10 protein-coding genes are annotated in these 15850 nt (G+C 53.9%); 9 read left to right on the top strand and 1 reads right to left on the bottom strand.

Going from position 1 to position 15850, the window contains the following annotated elements:
- Window positions 1-507: 507 nt before the first annotated feature.
- From ACYVJQ_RS05885 to ACYVJQ_RS05850, 8 genes are all read left to right on the top strand, one after another.
- A complete protein-coding gene (locus tag ACYVJQ_RS05885) occupies window positions 508-5685 on the top strand; it encodes an Ig-like domain-containing protein (protein WP_460892136.1) in 5178 nt (1725 codons plus the stop codon).
- 6 nt (window positions 5686-5691) lie between these two features.
- Complete coding sequence (locus ACYVJQ_RS05880) at window positions 5692-6711, top strand: PorP/SprF family type IX secretion system membrane protein (RefSeq protein ID WP_460892135.1); 1020 nt, start codon at window positions 5692-5694, stop codon at window positions 6709-6711.
- Between the two features lie 532 nt (window positions 6712-7243).
- Complete coding sequence (locus ACYVJQ_RS05875; RefSeq protein ID WP_460892134.1) at window positions 7244-7633, top strand: hypothetical protein; 390 nt, start codon at window positions 7244-7246, stop codon at window positions 7631-7633.
- Between the two features lie 214 nt (window positions 7634-7847).
- Complete coding sequence (locus tag ACYVJQ_RS05870; protein ID WP_460892133.1) at window positions 7848-9146, top strand: NAD(P)/FAD-dependent oxidoreductase; 1299 nt, start codon at window positions 7848-7850, stop codon at window positions 9144-9146.
- A 26-nt stretch (window positions 9147-9172) separates the two neighbouring features.
- Window positions 9173-9421 carry a hypothetical protein gene (locus ACYVJQ_RS05865; protein ID WP_460892132.1) on the top strand — a complete coding sequence of 83 codons (249 nt, stop codon included), beginning with the start codon at window positions 9173-9175 and terminating at the stop codon, window positions 9419-9421.
- Between the two features lie 297 nt (window positions 9422-9718).
- A complete protein-coding gene (locus ACYVJQ_RS05860; RefSeq protein ID WP_460892131.1) occupies window positions 9719-11059 on the top strand; it encodes a 4Fe-4S binding protein in 1341 nt (446 codons plus the stop codon).
- A gap of 118 nt (window positions 11060-11177) precedes the next feature.
- Window positions 11178-11741: an HD domain-containing protein gene (locus ACYVJQ_RS05855; protein WP_460892130.1), complete on the top strand. Its 564-nt coding sequence runs from the start codon at window positions 11178-11180 to the stop codon at window positions 11739-11741.
- 31 nt (window positions 11742-11772) lie between these two features.
- Window positions 11773-13146 (top strand): mechanosensitive ion channel family protein, encoded by a 1374-nt coding sequence (locus ACYVJQ_RS05850; protein ID WP_460892129.1) that lies wholly within the window; start codon window positions 11773-11775, stop codon window positions 13144-13146.
- A gap of 100 nt (window positions 13147-13246) precedes the next feature.
- On the opposite strand, the gene ACYVJQ_RS05845 is transcribed toward ACYVJQ_RS05850, so the two are convergent.
- Window positions 13247-13537 (bottom strand): YciI family protein, encoded by a 291-nt coding sequence (locus ACYVJQ_RS05845; RefSeq protein WP_460892128.1) that lies wholly within the window; start codon window positions 13535-13537, stop codon window positions 13247-13249.
- Between the two features lie 260 nt (window positions 13538-13797).
- Here ACYVJQ_RS05845 and ACYVJQ_RS05840 point away from each other — a divergent pair, with 260 nt between their 5' ends.
- On the top strand, window positions 13798-15642 hold the full coding sequence (locus ACYVJQ_RS05840) for an outer membrane protein assembly factor BamB family protein (RefSeq protein ID WP_460892127.1): 1845 nt from the start codon (window positions 13798-13800) through the stop codon (window positions 15640-15642).
- Window positions 15643-15850: the final 208 nt, after the last annotated feature.

Genomic DNA, 15850 nt, shown 5'->3' with positions numbered 1-15850 from the left:
CCTTCTCTTTTCCCTACGCCATTAATTATATGGTTTTATAAGAATAGTTATATTTAATTAAGTATCCAAAAAAAGCAGAATTTTTACGGAGATATTGAACTAAAGTTACAAACCCCTCTGTTACTGGCCATGAAACGCCCTTATAACATCACTATTCAATTTCTAAAACTGAGGTAAAAATCAGTGAAAATAAAGATATAAATCAATTTCAAATCCCCTATAAAGTAACATATGCAAAAAAATTACTCCTCAGAAGAATCCCAAGTTTCAGGTTTTCATTTTCTGGCAGCTACTCTCCCAAAAACAGAAGCTGCCAGATATCCTTCCCTAACCGGCTTTTTCTTCACTTCGCCGGTGGTTGGACAAACCTCTCCCCTAGCTCTTTAACCTAGCATAGCCTTTAGCACCTATAGCGGCCCTTTACCGCTGTAGGCGTCAAAGGCTACTCCCGTTTGCCTTTTCTTGATTCGTGTAAATTCCTATTTCACCTGCGGCCCTATTGCGCCTATGAAAAAGTTCTTCTCTTTTTTCACTCTCCTGTTTTTCTGGAGCCTTTACACTTTCGCCCAAACCTGCCCGGACAAGCCGGACGCTTCGCTTTCTGATGCCAATGAAGAGAACTTCACCAGATGTAGTTCTGTGGGCGGTTCAGTGGATTATAAGCTGGAGGTAAACAACATCTCCACTACTTCCTCTAAAAACAAAGATGCCATTATTGAATGGGGTGATGGTACCACTGACAAATATCCTGCTTCCTTCGCTTCGGCCTCCCACACCTACAAAACCCAGGGCAGCTTTACATTAAAGTACACCATTGTCAGCCAGAATGGTTGTACCGCTACTAGTACGTATCCGGTTTTCAATGGCAGCACCCCCGGTATTGGTATTCAAAGCCCTACCAACACCTCAGACTGCGCACCGGCGGCCTTTAAATTCGGTATCTCGGGCACGGAAGGAAACGCCTCTACCACCAAATACGCCATTTGGTTTGATGACGGCACAGACACGCTCTATTACACGCAGAGCAATATCCCGTCTTCTATTGTCCATAGCTTCACAAAATCTTCTGAAGGTAAGCCTAAAGGGTTTACCATGTTTGCCATTGCCTATGGGTGTATCTCAAAACAGGCAGAGGTAAGCGGGATTGTCATTTCCTCCAAGCCAATTGCCGCCTTCAGCATCCTGCCTGGCAACACGCTCTGCCCTAACCAGACCGTTACTCTCACAGATGACACTAAGAGCGGCTACAACGGAAACAACGTGGGCGGTAACACCAGCGGCTACCGCAGGTTATGGACCGTTTCACCTAGCACCGGTTGGGCTTTCACCAATGGCACCAACGCCTCTTCTGCCAAACCTTCTATTCTTTTCCAGGACAAAGGCACTTACAAGATTCAGCTGGCGGTTACTCCTTCCGGCACCAGCACGACCTGTACCGGTGACTCTATCAGTCAGGCAATAGTAGTGCAGGATGCTCCCTCTGCCCCCCAAGCCACTGGCGCCGCTATTTGCGCCGGTACCACTGCTACCTTAAAAGCCTCTGGCGAAGGATCTGTTTTTAACTGGTTCGCCACGCCCACTGCTACCACGCCACTGGCTACGGGCGCCACCTTCACCACCCCTGCTCTCACTTCTACTACCACCTACTATGTAGAATCTGCCCTGAGTGGCGGCTGTACTAGCTTAACCCGAACCCCGGTGCAGGTAAAGGTCACGCCCCTGCCTAGTCCCCCTACCGCCTCCGCTATTTCCACCTGTTACGGAAGCACGGCTACCTTACAGGCAATTGCTTCCGGCGGCAAAGTGTATTGGTACGCCTCAGCCACCGGAGAAGACTATGACACACTAGCCACTGGTAACACGTTTAAAACCCCGGCTCTTACCGCTACCACTACCTATTACACCGCTACCCTTACCCCTGAGGGTTGTTTTTCTGCCACCCGCAGCGCGGTAAAAGTAACGGTGCAACCTCTTATCACAGGTAACAAAATCAGTGGTGACCAGACGTTCTGTTTGGGCGAAACGGCTGTTTCCCTTACCGGCGCGGCCTTGTCTGGTGGTTCTGGCACCTATACTTACCTCTGGGAAAGCAGCACCAATGGGTCAGACTTCAGCAAAGCAGCGGGCACCAACACTTCTGCAGACTATGCTCCTGGGGCACTTACCCAAAGCACCTGGTTCAGACGCTTGGTGGTTTCCGGAAGCTGTTCCAACGTATCTGAAGCCGTTAAAATAAATGTGGTTCCGGGCATTATCAACAATACCGTGCAGGGCCCGGCAGAGAATATTTGCTACGGCACTTCCACTACTATTTCTGGCACCCTGCCAGGTGGCGGCAATGGCGGACAGCCTGTTTATGCCTGGGAAGCCAGCACCACCAGCGCCACCCAAGGTTTTGGAGCCGCCGCTGGCACAGCTAACCAGCAATCTTATGTAACCAGCAGCATCACGGCTAATACCTGGTTCCGGCGTAAAGTAACCATTGACGGGTGTACCCAAACCTCTCCTGCGGTGCAGGTTCAGGTGTATGCCATTTCTTTCCCGCCTACGGTAGCCAGCGTTACTATATGCAGCGGATCTTCAGCTTCCCTCACGGCCACCGCCCCCGGCGGACCTTATGAGTGGTACACCAGCGCCACCGGCGGTTCACCTGTCTTCACTGGTGACACATTTGTAACCCCTGCCCTGTTTGTGAACGCCACGTACTTCGTGCAAAGCAAAGCCCCGGGCAACTGCGCCAAAGTCCGGACCGAGGTAACCGTAACGGTGCAGCCGCCCATTGCCAACAACTTCACTTCAGAGGCCCAGGTAGTTTGCCAGGGATCTGTTCCAGCGGTAATCACGGGTTCCAGACCCACCGGTGGCGCTGGTGTTCCCCAGTATACCTGGGAAAGCAGCGTTGACGGCAACAGGTTTAACCCGGCTTCAGGCACTAATAATACCCAGAACTACGCCCCAGCGGCTCTTACGCAACCTACCTGGTTCCGCCGCAAGGTGACCATGGGAACCTGCGTAGACTATACCGCCCCGGTGAAAATGGAAATGACGCCAGCTTTGACTCCAGTGACCATGCCCGCTGACATGCTGGTTTGCGATGAGTCTACGGCCCCTATCATAAACGCCCCAACCGCAGCCGGCGGAAACGGCACTTACACCTATAAGTGGGAAAAAAGCATCACCAGCGCCACGGCGGGCTTTACGGCCGCTCCGGGGGCTTTTGAAAATGCCACGTATGCCCCAGGCATTTTGCCGGCTACCACCTGGTTCAGGAGAATCACGTATTCCGGTGACTGCCAATTGACTAGCTCAGTGGTGAAAATCACCGTGCTTGCGTTGCCTTCCCCGCCCATTGCCAAAAACGTAGCCATCTGCCAGGGAGCTACCGCTACTTTAACCGCTACCGCCTCTTCCACCACCTATAAAGTGCAGTGGTTTGATGCCCCAGTAGGTGGAAACCTGGTAGCCGAAGGCAACACCTTCACCACGGCTACCCTGCAGAATAACATTTCCTATTATGCTCAGGCCGTGACCACCAATGGCTGCGTGTCGCCAGGCAGAGCCGAAGTGAAAGTGACTGTTACTGCCTTGCCTACGGCTCCAGAGGCGATTGCCGCCACCGTTTGCCACTCAGAAAAGGCAATCCTAGAGGTAAAGAATCCGTCTGGTGATTTATCCTACGCCTGGTTTGCAGCACCAACCGGTGGCGCAGCACTTTTCTCTGGTCCGGCCTTTACTACCCCCGCCCTTAACCAGACCACTACTTATTATGTACAGGCGGTAGCCGGCGGTTGCGCCGGTCCTAGAACGGCGGTACAGGTGACGGTGCAGCCTCCGGTTGCCAATAATATCCTGACCGGGGTACAAGAAATATGCGCGGGTACCAACTCAGGCACTATTACAGGTTCTTTGCCCACCGGCGGTACCAATGCCTACACCTACCAATGGCAAAGCAGCACCGACGGCCTGGCTTTCTACACGGCCGCCGGCACTAACCAGGAGCAGGATTACACCCCAGGCACCCTGTACCAAACCACATGGTATAGAAGAGTAGTAAAATCAGGAACATGCCTGGCCCAAACCAGCGCCGCCATTAAAGTGACGGTAAGCTCTTCCATCATCAATAACTTTATCCAGGACAACCAGGTCATTTTCATCAACAGCAAGCCGGCCGCCTTTACTGGCACCACGCCTACCGGCGGCGCTGGAAATTACCAGTACCAGTGGGAAAGTAGCCTGGACGGAGTTTCGTTCACAGCTATCAGCGGCGGCACAGGCAAGACGTTTGCCTCGGGCACGCTTAGCCAAACCACCTGGTTCCGCCGCAAGGTGATCTCTGGCGGCTGTGATGTGTACAGCAACGTAGTGAAAGTAACCGTGAACGCAGGCCTGTCCCAGAACACTATTCTGGAAGACCAAAGCATCTGCTACGCCACCACGCCCAAATTATTAGTAGGCTCTGAGCCCGTAGGCGGTGATGGTACTTTCCATTATGTATGGGAAATGAGCACGGTTGGGGCCACATCTGGTTTTGTGACAGCCACCGGCAACCCTGCTACCAAAGATTATATGCCGGGTACCCTAACTCAAACCACTTGGTTCAGGAGAAAAGTAAGCTCCGGCACAATTACGCTGGAATCTAACGTGGTAAAGGTTACGGTCTACACGGCCATCACCCGCAACAGCATTTCCACGAACCAGACGGTTTGTGTGAACGCTGCTCCCGCGCTTTTGACCGGCACTCTGCCTGAAGGCGGAAACGGTTCCTTTACTTACGTGTGGGAAAGCAGCACCTCTGGCCCCACTTCAGGGTTCGGGACGGCCTTTGGCAATACCACTGAGCAGCATTACGCCCCGGCGGCCCTAACCCGCACCACCTGGTTCAGGAGAAAAGTGCTTTCTGGCGGGTGCGCCCTTGCCGAGAGCAACGTGGTCCAAGTAACCGTGACGGTGCCCCAGCCGCCCACCGTAACTGAGGCTTTTATCTGCGCCGGCTTCCCTGCCACCTTGCAGGCCGCCCCTAACGGAACCGTTCCAACCGTGCTTGAATGGTTTGACAAACCGGTAGGCGGGAAATTACTGGGCTCGGGTCAACTGTTCACTACGCCGGTTCTTAAGGAAACCACCACCTATTATGTGCGCGCTGTAGTGCAGAACTGCGCCAGCGAGATGGTAGCGGTGAAAGCGAATATTCCCGCTCCTACGGCCAACGCCGGCCCTGATGTCACCATCATTACCGGACGGTTTGCCGAGCTGGAAGCCAAGGGTGGAATCTCTTATTCCTGGTCGCCTAGCCTGGGCCTGAGTGATGACAAGATCGCCAACCCGGTGGCCCGGCCTACCACCACTACCACCTACACGGTGACGGTGACCACGCCAGACGGCTGTACTTCCTCAGACCAGGTAACCATAACGGTATTGCCTCCGGTGGAAGTGCCCAACGGGTTCACCCCCAACGGCGATGGCATCAATGATGTCTGGGACCTGCCAGGCCTCAGCAACTACCCTAACAGCCAGGTGGAGATCTTTAACCGCTGGGGAAATAAGGTGTTTGAATCCAGAGGGTATGAAAAGCCATGGGATGGCCGCCTGAACGGGCAGCCGCTACCGGCCGCTACCTATTATTACCTCATCCGACTGGATGATAAAGAGAGTCCCCTTACCGGAAACGTCACCCTTATTAAGTAAGCCCAGATGAAGAAGCTTGCCCACCTTATCGTATTTATTGTTCTGTTCACGCCGGCTATGGCCCAACAGAAAGCCCAGTACAGCCAGTACCTGTTCAACAACTTTTTGCTGAACCCTGCCCTTTCTGGCATTGAAAGCTACACCGACGTCCGGATGGGGACCCGCCGCCAGTGGGTGGGCGTAGACGGTGCACCTGTGACCTATTACATCAGTGGCCATTCGTCCTTCGGGTTCAATGACCGTAACTCGCCGCAAGGCCCCGGCACCGGTAAAGGGTTTGTGCCTAAGTTGCCGTCTAAAAACCCGCGTTCGGCTAAGTACCACAAGGCCCGGCCGCACCACGGTTTTGGCGCCGTGGCCCAAGTAGACAAAACCGGCCCGCTGAGCGCCACCAATGTGAACCTGACCTACGCTTACCACCACCCCATCACCAGAAAGGTGAACATGTCCGTGGGGTTGGCGGGAGGCTTTGTGCAGACGCGCCTGAACGGAAACGCCATTCGGTTGAACAACCAGAATGACCCTTCGTTGCTGGCGGGCACCATGTCTAAGACTAATTTTGACCTGGGGATAGGCACCTGGGTGTACTCAGACTTCTTTTACGTGGGGGCTTCCGCGGCGCAGTTGCTTACCAACACTATCTCGGGGAATGAAGGTCTGCAAGTGGCACAGCAGAAACTGCAGCCCCATTACTTTTTGACAGGGGGATACCGCATTCGGATACGCTATGATCTGTCTTTGGAGCCGTCTGTGATGATGAAGCTGGCGCAACCAAGTCCGTTGTCTGTAGATGTGAACTTCAAGGCCACTTATGCCAACCGTATGTGGGCGGGTGTGTCTTACCGGCATAAAGATGCCGTAGCGGTGCTGGCGGGTATGAACGTAAACCACGTGCTGGACTTTGGGTATTCGTATGACCTGACTACTTCCAGCCTGAACAACGCCAGTGCCGGCAGCCATGAATTAATTGTGGGAGTGAAACTACGGAACAAAACCCGCATGCTTTGCCCGGAGTGGCTCTGGTAACAGGGTAAATTCCTACTTATTAAGAGGTGCCGTTTTGGGCCTGTTTTTTGAAAAACAGGCCCAAAACGGCACCTCTGCTTTTAACAAGAAATCGCCAGACTAACTTTTCGCTCTTGCCATAATAAGGTCATCCTGGCCCACTCCTTTGCATTGAGGATCACCCCGTTTTTAATCCCTTTTACTCCCGCTTATCCCCTTAAATACCGCGGGGCATATTCTGGCATATGGCTAGCAGGAACTCTGCCCCAATTGGAAGGCGAAAACAGAAATCGTCTCTTCCATCCAGACACTATTCACTTATATATGTATTGATATATATTAAAAATTAAAATTATTATATATTAAGAAATGGCAAATTTTTGCACTATTCAAATGCATCAGTTTTAACTTTTTAATAAAATGAATTTAATATCTAGCCGCATGCAACCTTACTCCCGCAAAGGCGTAAAAACCCACAAATACAGCAATTAGATATTCTTTAGAATTTTCACTGTCTCCAACTACATCTACAAACCACCCAAACTCTTTACCCATGAAAAACTTTACGCTCTCACTTTGCCTTTTTGTTGCCTGTGCTTTCACCGCCTCTGCCCAAGCCCCTGCTGACGGAGCGGTTGAGAAAACCTCGCTTTCTATCTCTCGCCTTATGGCCCAGAACATGGGTTTAAATGAGAATGAATACATTCAGGTACGTACTCTGAACACTGAGCGCCTGGCGAAAGCCGCCGAAGTGGCCAGAATGTTCCAGAACGACACAGAAAACATGAACGCCAAACTTCATGAGATTGACGAAGAATTTGAGAACAAACTGTTCAAGATCTTGTCAAGCCGTCAGGTTGATGCGTACGCCGCCTTCAAAACAAAACCAGAGGCTAGCTTCTTGTCTTTAGTGCAGGAAGTTTCCCCTAGCCGCAAGAAATAAATTGTAGCAAATCCCCGTAAAAAAGCAAAGGCCTCTACCCCATAGAGGCCTTTGCTTTTTTACGGGGATTTTTCTTGGCGCTTACTGGTGCGTGCACCCTCCAAAACTTTTAGAATGTGTGGCTGTTTTACCCCTGTTTTGAAAAAAACGGCCTCGAAACAGCTTCGCCTTAAATGGGTTCTTAGTTGTGGCCCCTAATCCGTACCTTTACGACATGTCGCATACAGTGATTATTGGCAACGGCATTACCGGTATCACGGCGGCCCTCACGCTGCGGCGGCAGTCGGCGGAGGCGCGCATCACCATCATTTCAGGAGAAACTCCCTATCCCATTGCCCGCACGGCCCTTATGTACGTGTACCTGGGCCAGTTGCAACCCCGCCATTTACAGCTCTATGAACCCTGGTTCTGGCAAGAAAACCGGCTGGACCTCCTGCAGGCTACGGTTACCGGCCTAGTGCCGGAGGAGAAATCACTTATTTTAGAGGATGGCACCCAATTAACCTATGACCAGCTACTGCTGGCCACCGGCTCTACCTACCACCGGTTTTACCTGCCTGGCATAGAAGCCAAAGGGGTACAGGGCCTCTACAGCTGGCAGGACCTGGACCTGATGGAGCAAAACACCAAAGGTGTGACCAAGGCAGTAATTGCCGGGGGCGGCCTCATTGGCGTGGAGATGGCCGAGATGCTCCGCAGCCGGGGCATTGAGGTGACCATGCTGGTGCGCGAAACGCATTACTGGGGCAACAACCTACCCCCCGAGGAAGCCACCCTCATTGCCCGCCATCTACAGGACCAGGGAATACAAGTGCGGCTGGAAACCGAGGTAGCTGAAGTGCTTGCAGATGGGAACAGGCACGTGCGGGCGGTGCGGACCCAAAACGGCGAAGAGCTTATTTGCCAATTTGTGGGAATGGCCATTGGCGTAAAACCCCAAATTGACCTGGCGAAAGCCGCCGGGCTGGACACGGCGCGAGGTATTTTGGTGAACGAGGTTCTGGAGACCAGCGTGCCCGGTATTTACGCCGCCGGCGACTGCGCCGAGTTCAGAGAGCCGCCCCTGGGCCAGGTTGCCGTAGAGCAGCTCTGGTACACGGGCCGGCTGCAGGGCGAGACCGTGGGCATGACCTTGGCCGGCCGGCGCACCCCGTATGCCAGGGGCGTTTGGTTTAACTCGGCTAAGTTTTTTGAGGTGGAATATCAGAGCTACGGCCCCGTGCCGGCCCGCCACCCCGAAGGTATTGCTTCCCTGCTCTGGCAGAACCCTAAAAAAAGGCAGAGCCTGCGCATCTACTTCCAGCAAGAAAACCAGGCCGTGACCGGCTTCAACCTGCTCAACATCCGGTTCCGGCAGGAAGTCTGCGAGCGCTGGATCAAGCAAGAGGCTACGTTGGAAACCGTCATTCCCCAATTGAAACTGGCCGCCTTTGACCCCGAATTCCACCGTTTGCCGCAAAAAGAGATTTTCAACGTATATCAGGAGTATTTAACTACCCGCGCTAGTCTCTAATTAGAAAAGCGCTTACCTTTTGACCTATGGAATGGTTTAAATTATATAACCCCAAAGCCATGAACTCCTTTCAGTTTGTCGCTGTGACGGGGCTGATCATGTCTGCGCTGGCGCATCTGTTCCTGCACCTTTGGGGCCGCGAGATAGAGTCCTTTAACTACCTCTACCTTTGTTGGGGTGCCTTGTTTGTGTTCGGCGCCATCCAAAACCTGCGCGCCAAACCTGAGGACGAGGACCACCACCATCATCATCATCATCATCATCATCATCATTAATGAGTGATTTAGTGATTGAGAGAATGGGAATACGGGAGAGTTTCAGGTGATTTGGCGTTTAGTCCTGGTTTAGCTGTTATTCCCTTATATATAGGCTTTGCTAAGCGCAAGCCACTGCTCGGCTTTAGCTTGGGACCTGTTTTGGACTTATTTTTCTATAAACAGGCCCAAAAGCCGGGCCCATGCGGGCACTTAGGTCATATGTCTATTAAAATAAACTCATCTTCACAATCCCGAATCTCCAAATTTTCTCATTCCCAAATCTTCAAATCAACCCATCCGCTAATTTAAAACCCTGTGAAAGATACCTCCCTTGCGTTAGGCCATTCTGAGTTTCCTGCCCTTTCCTGGGCAGAGAAAGCGTCGTTGGCGCTGGTACTGGCGGGTTTGGCCCTGGGGCTTTCGCCGCTGGCGGTGCCAGCACTGGGTTGGGGAGCCTTGGTGGCAGGCTTGGTTTCGTTGACGGCTGGCAGTCTGTGGTATTTCAAATTGAGGTTTGCCCAGCAGTCGCACCTGGCCAACGTGGGCGTCTGGCGGCAAGGTCAAACCAGTAAAGGCTGGAGCGCTTGGGTGGTAGCCCTGTTACTGACGGGCTTCTACGTAGTGCTCTACTGGTTCCCCTGGGTGCTGGAAGGCCTGATCAGGACCTTTGACGGAATGAGCCAGTTCATGCGGAACCGCCCCGCCGACAACTGGTTTCTGTATGGCGCCTTTTACACGTTTGCCGTGCTTCTCATGGGCGTGCGAGCGCTGTTTAAGTATCGGCACAGCCGCTACCAGGTCATCCGGACGCTGTCGGTGATGTTCTTTCAGTTGGTGTTTGCCTTTATCCTACCGCATTTGATGGTGCTCTTCCAGGGCCCCGAGTTCTACTTCAGCTACTTTTGGCCGCTTAAATATGAGTACCTGTTCCCGGGCACTGTGGCCGACCTTCTGAAGCAGCCGTTTGGCCTGGGCGTATTTCTGGTGTTCTGGAGCGCAGTCATGTCACTGGTGGCAACCCCAATTCTGACCTATTTCTACGGCAAGCGCTGGTACTGCAGCTGGGTCTGCGGTTGCGGCGGCCTGGCGGAGACCGCCGGTGACCCTTACCGCCATTTAGCCGACCGGTCACGCAAGGCCTGGCGGCTGGAGGTAAAACTCATCTACCCCATCTTCGGGGCCATTATCCTGCTCACTATTTTGCTGTGGGTGAACTCCTACACGCAAGGCGCTATTCTGGGGCAGATCTCCGGAACGTTTGCGCAGTGGTATGGCTTTTTGATTGGGTCTATATTCGCGGGCGTGATTGGTGTGGGCTTTTACCCATTGCTGGGTTCCCGGGTGTGGTGCCGGTTTGGCTGCCCCATGGCCGCCTACCTGGGCTTGCTGCAAAAGCATTTCTCCAGGTTCAGGATCACCACCAACGGCGGCCAGTGCATTTCCTGCGGCAACTGCTCCACGTATTGTGAGATGGGCATTGACGTGCGGCATTACGCCCAACAGGGTCAGCCTATCATCCGGGCAGCCTGTGTGGGCTGCGGCATCTGTGCCACGGTCTGCCCCCGGGGCGTGCTCAAGCTGGAAAACGGTCCGCGCGAAGGCCGCTATGAAGCCACCCAGCTCATCCATCCTGACAACCTCCGCATCCTGTCATAAGGCATTCCGTTTTGGGCCCGTTTTCCGGAAAACAGGCCTAAAACAGGTTTTCCCGCCCCGGCGCGGTCTTGCGCAACTAGTGCCCGGTGCGTACCTTACTGGTTTAAACCGCACCTTTATGACCAGAGAAGAAGCCGTTCAGATCCTACAGCACTATACCAAAGGCGACAGCCTCCTGCGCCACGCCCGCACCGTGGAACTGGTGATGCGCGCCTACGCCCAGAAACTACACCAGGACCCCGAGCTTTGGGGCAACACCGGTCTCCTGCATGACGCCGATTACGAGGCTCACCCTACCCAGCACCCGCACGTGATCACCCAACTCCTACGCGAACGCGGAGAGGATGAGATGGCCCACGCCATCTCGGGCCACTACAGCCACTGGGGCGTGCCGCATGAAAGCCTGCTGGACAAAGGCCTGCTGGGCTGCGACGAGATCACGGGTTTTGTGGTAGCCTGCGCACAGGTGCGTCCGCAGCGTTTGGAGGGTTTAGAGGCTAAATCTGTGCTCAAGAAACTAAAGCAGGCCAGCTTTGCGGCCTCTGTAGACCGCGGCGAAGTACGCCTGGGCGCCGAACTGATGGGTTTGGACCTAGCCGAGCACATTGCCTTTATCATTCAAGCCCTGCAACCGTACGCCCAGGAACTGGATTTATTGCCAGTGTCTACGGAAGCTTCCTAAATAAACGTGTTCTAAGCGTTCTCGTGGCTTTTTGCGTATAGGAATTCAACTCCTTTTCCAGGAAAGAAGGTTGACTTCTACCGCTTACCTCACCTTAGAAACGCCCATGCCTACTTCTTCCCGAGACAAACGGATCTCCCGTCTATATGCTGCCCCGGCCCAAAAAGGTACGTACGCCGCGCGGTCGGCTGTAAAACCCCTGGCTACAACCTCCACTAGAAAAAGAAAGAGGTGGCTCAGGCGGGGCTCTGCCGTGAAGGGTGCGGAAAAAAGGCTGAAGAATTTTCGGCAGGCTTCCATTCTGGCGGTGGCCATCACTGGGTTTTTCCTGCTGTTGATTTCGCCCTCAGAGGCCGGTCTGGGGTTTGAGGACAAAGAAACCCCGGCGGTAGACTCCCTTGCCGCCGCTGCCCCCAGGGCCCTATCCAGCAAAGAAGCCACCGATGAGGCCATTGGTGCGCTCCAAAACCTATGGGACAGCTTCTACTACAACCTGCCCAAGCTCCTCATTGCCTTGGCGGCGCTACTGCTCACCTGGCTCCTGACCCGCCTTATTAGAGCGTTGGTGCGGCGCTTCATTGGCCATTGGCACAGCGGAAGCGCCATTAGCACGCTTATCTCGCTGGCCATCTGGCTGTTGGGCATTGGCATAGTGGTAAGTATCGTGGCGGGGGACATCAGGGCGCTGGTAGGGTCTTTCGGGCTGATTGGTTTGGCGCTTTCCTGGTCGTTGCAGACGCCCATTGAGAGTTTCACGGGCTGGCTGCTCAACTCGTTCCAGGGGTATTACCGGGTGGGCGACCGCGTGAAAGTGGGCGAGGTCTTCGGGGATGTGTACCGCATTGATTTCCTCACCACCACCGTCTGGGAGATCGGCGCCCCGTATCAACCCGGTTTTGTGCAGGCCGAGCAGCCCACCGGCCGCATGGTCACCTTCCCCAACAATGAGATCCTCTCCGGCACGGTCATTAACCTCACCGGTGATTTCCCCTATGTCTGGGACGAGCTCACCGTTTCCATCGCCAATGAGTCTGACCTGAAGAAGGCGCTGGAGGTGCTGGAACGCATTGCCCAGGAACTGCTGGCGCACTATATGGTGGAGCCGGCCCGGGCCTACGCCCAGATGCTGCAAAGCATTGGCATCCCGGACCACGTCTCAGAGAAGCCGCAGGTATTTGTCTCCTCAGATGACTCCTGGACCAATATTACCATCCGCTATCTGGTAGGGGCCCGGGAGCGCCGCAAATGGAAAAGCGAACTGACCATCAGGACCACCCTGGAGCTGAACAAACCCGAGTACGTGGGCATTATCATTCCCGTGTACCCTCGGCAGCAGGTACAGTTCATCAACTCAGACGGGGTACCGGTGGAATCCGGGGCCATGCCCCCGCCGCCTACCCCGTAAGCCTAATCCTGGGGCCAGACAAAAGCCCTTACGTTTTGGGCCTGTTTTTCTGTAAACAGGCCCAAAACGTAAGGGCTTTCTTTAAACGAAGGCGCGCAGGTTACACGTTGGCTACTTTATAGGGCTTGATGTCAACTGTCTCCCACACCTTCTGCTGGATATAGGGTTCCTCATCCAGCCATTTCTGCAGGTCGGCGTCAGATTCAAACTGCACCACCATGGAGGAGCCGATCATTTTTTCCTCGTCGTTGAGGATGGCGCCGCCCAGCACGAAGTTGCCTTGCTCCTTCAGCTTTTTGGCCATCTCAAAATGCGAGGGCCGCACGGCCATGCGGTGCTCCAGGGCGCCTTCGCGGGTAGAATCCAGGCCGGTTATCAGGTATTGTTTCACAGGTTTCAGGGTTAAGGTGAAGGTTTAAAGGTATAAAAAATCAGGGGGAAAGGAATGCTCCGTGGTATTTACTCGTCCCATTAAGAAACGCCCCAAGCAGAAATCTGTTTTGGGCCTGTTTTTACAAAAACGGCCTCAAAACGCAAAAAGGCAATGGGCGCATGCCACTTTTTAAAAATGTTAACCAAGTTGTCGCTCCTGGGTTGTTTAACCGGGCTCAATGTATAATATTTAAGGCTGCCAATGTAATCCTCTTTCCCATGAAGCACCTTCTTCGGCTTATTTGTCTGCTTACTGTCCTGCAATGCCAACTGGCGGCGGCCCAATCCTTCAAGTTCGCATTCGTCACTGATACTCATGTGGGCACGCCCAACGGCGGGGCCGAAGAGGACCTGGAGCGCACCATCGCAGACATTAACCAGCTACCCGGCATAGACTTCGTTCTCCTCACCGGCGACATCACTGAGATGGGCACGGACCTTGAACTGAAGAAGGCCAAAAGTATTATCAGTAAGCTAAAGGTACCTTATTACATAGTGCCGGGTAACCATGACACGGGCTGGTCAGAGTCGGGTGGGGTGAGCTTTATTAGGGAGTTTGGCAGCGACAAGTTCGTTTTTGAGCACCAGGGCTATAAGTTCATTGGCTGCGCCTCTGGGCCGTACGTACGCATGTCAGACGGGCATATTCCCAGAGATGCCACCGTTTGGCTGGACAGTGTGCTGGCGGCTACCCCCAAGACGCAGCCTATCATTTTTGCAAACCATTACCCCCTGGACAACGGCCTGGACAACTGGTATGACGCCCTGGACCGCCTCAAGAAATACAACACGCAGTTCTCCATCTGTGGCCACGGCCACAATAACCGCAAGGCAGACTCTGAGGGCCTGCCCGGCACTATGGGCCGCTCTAACCTGCGGGCCAAAGACGCTATAGGCGGCTATAACCTGGTGGAGGTACGGCAAGACTCAGCGCTTTTCGCGGAGCGCACGCCGGGCGTGGGCACTAAACCCGTGTGGCGCCGCATTGCGCTGGGACCGCGCCAGTATGACCTGAACCAGAAGTTTGACCGCCCCTCATACGCTATCAATACCACCTACCCTACCGTAAAGAAATCCTGGAGCTACCATTCAGACGCCAACGTCATCTCTACGCCGGTCTACACCAAAGGCCTGGTGGTGTTTGGCAACAGCGTGGGCAAGGTAGAGGCCCTTTCTGAGAAAGACGGCAAGAAAGTATGGTCCTACCAGACGGGCGGCGGCGTGTTCTCCTCGCCTGAGGTGTATAAAAACTACATCATTTTTGGGTCTGGTGACGGGAGCGTGTACGCTCTCAAGGCCAAAACCGGCCAGCTGGCCTGGTCTACCAAGACCGGTGCCTCAGTGCTGGGCTCACCTATCATAGAGAAAGGCGTGGTGTATATTGGCGGAAGCGATGGCATGTTCAGGGCTCTGAATGCCAAAACTGGCAAGCAGCTCTGGCAGTTTGCCGGCCTGCAGGGACCGGTGGTAAGCAAACCCTTATTATATGAGGGCAAAGTGATTTTTGGGGCCTGGGACCGGCATTTGTACGCTCTGAACCAGAAAGACGGCTCCCTGGCCTGGAAATGGGACAACGGGTCGGCCAACCGCATGTTCTCCCCGGCCATGGTGACGCCTGTGGCCCATGACGGGGTGATCTATATTGTGGCCCCGGACCGGTTCATCACCGCTATTGAGGCCGCCACCGGCAAAGCCCTCTGGCGCAGCAAGGAAGCCACCGTGCGCGAGTCCATCGGCCTCTCCGCGGACAAGCAATTGGTGTATGGCAAAACCATGCAGGACGAGGTAGTAGCGTTTAGAACCAACAAAACAGCGCCGCAACTGGCCTGGAAAATGAACGCCGGCTTTGGGTATGAGCACGTGCCGTCCATGTTGGTGGAAAGGGACGGGTCCGTGTTCTTCGGGACCAAGAGCGGCGTAGTGTACAGCATTGACCCTAAAACGCAGAAAGTGAACTGGGCCCACAAGATTGACAACTCCATGGTGAACACCGTGAACGTGCTGCCCAAGCGCAAACTCATTGCTGCCACTATGGACGGCAAAGTGGAGCTGCTCACCTATTAGCTTTTTGCCCAATCGGGCAGCGGCTATTAGAACCAAAGTGCCTGGCTGTTTTAAGCCTGTTTTTCTGAAAACAGCCTTAAAACAGCTTTTTTTGAAAGTCCGGCCTTCCTGGGCAGAACTGCTGTTTGCCCTATTTTTACCTGATCCCACCTCTGGTTAACAGTTTGCCCGCCACAGCCTAATTTATTTAAGAATTTACTACGCAGGC

This window comes from Rufibacter soli, assembly GCF_054781795.1.
The sequence above is the reverse complement of the archived record's forward strand: the minus strand, read 5'-3'. Positions and strand labels throughout refer to the sequence as shown.

Coding starts and splice junctions, on each gene's coding strand:
- ACYVJQ_RS05875 (WP_460892134.1), top strand. CDS start 7,244: ATGAAAAACTTTACGCTCTCACTTTGCCTTTTTGTTGCCTGTGCTTTC.
- ACYVJQ_RS05855 (WP_460892130.1), top strand. CDS start 11,178: ATGACCAGAGAAGAAGCCGTTCAGATCCTACAGCACTATACCAAAGGC.
- ACYVJQ_RS05870 (WP_460892133.1), top strand. CDS start 7,848: ATGTCGCATACAGTGATTATTGGCAACGGCATTACCGGTATCACGGCG.
- ACYVJQ_RS05880 (WP_460892135.1), top strand. CDS start 5,692: ATGAAGAAGCTTGCCCACCTTATCGTATTTATTGTTCTGTTCACGCCG.
- ACYVJQ_RS05885 (WP_460892136.1), top strand. CDS start 508: ATGAAAAAGTTCTTCTCTTTTTTCACTCTCCTGTTTTTCTGGAGCCTT.
- ACYVJQ_RS05865 (WP_460892132.1), top strand. CDS start 9,173: ATGGAATGGTTTAAATTATATAACCCCAAAGCCATGAACTCCTTTCAG.
- ACYVJQ_RS05840 (WP_460892127.1), top strand. CDS start 13,798: ATGAAGCACCTTCTTCGGCTTATTTGTCTGCTTACTGTCCTGCAATGC.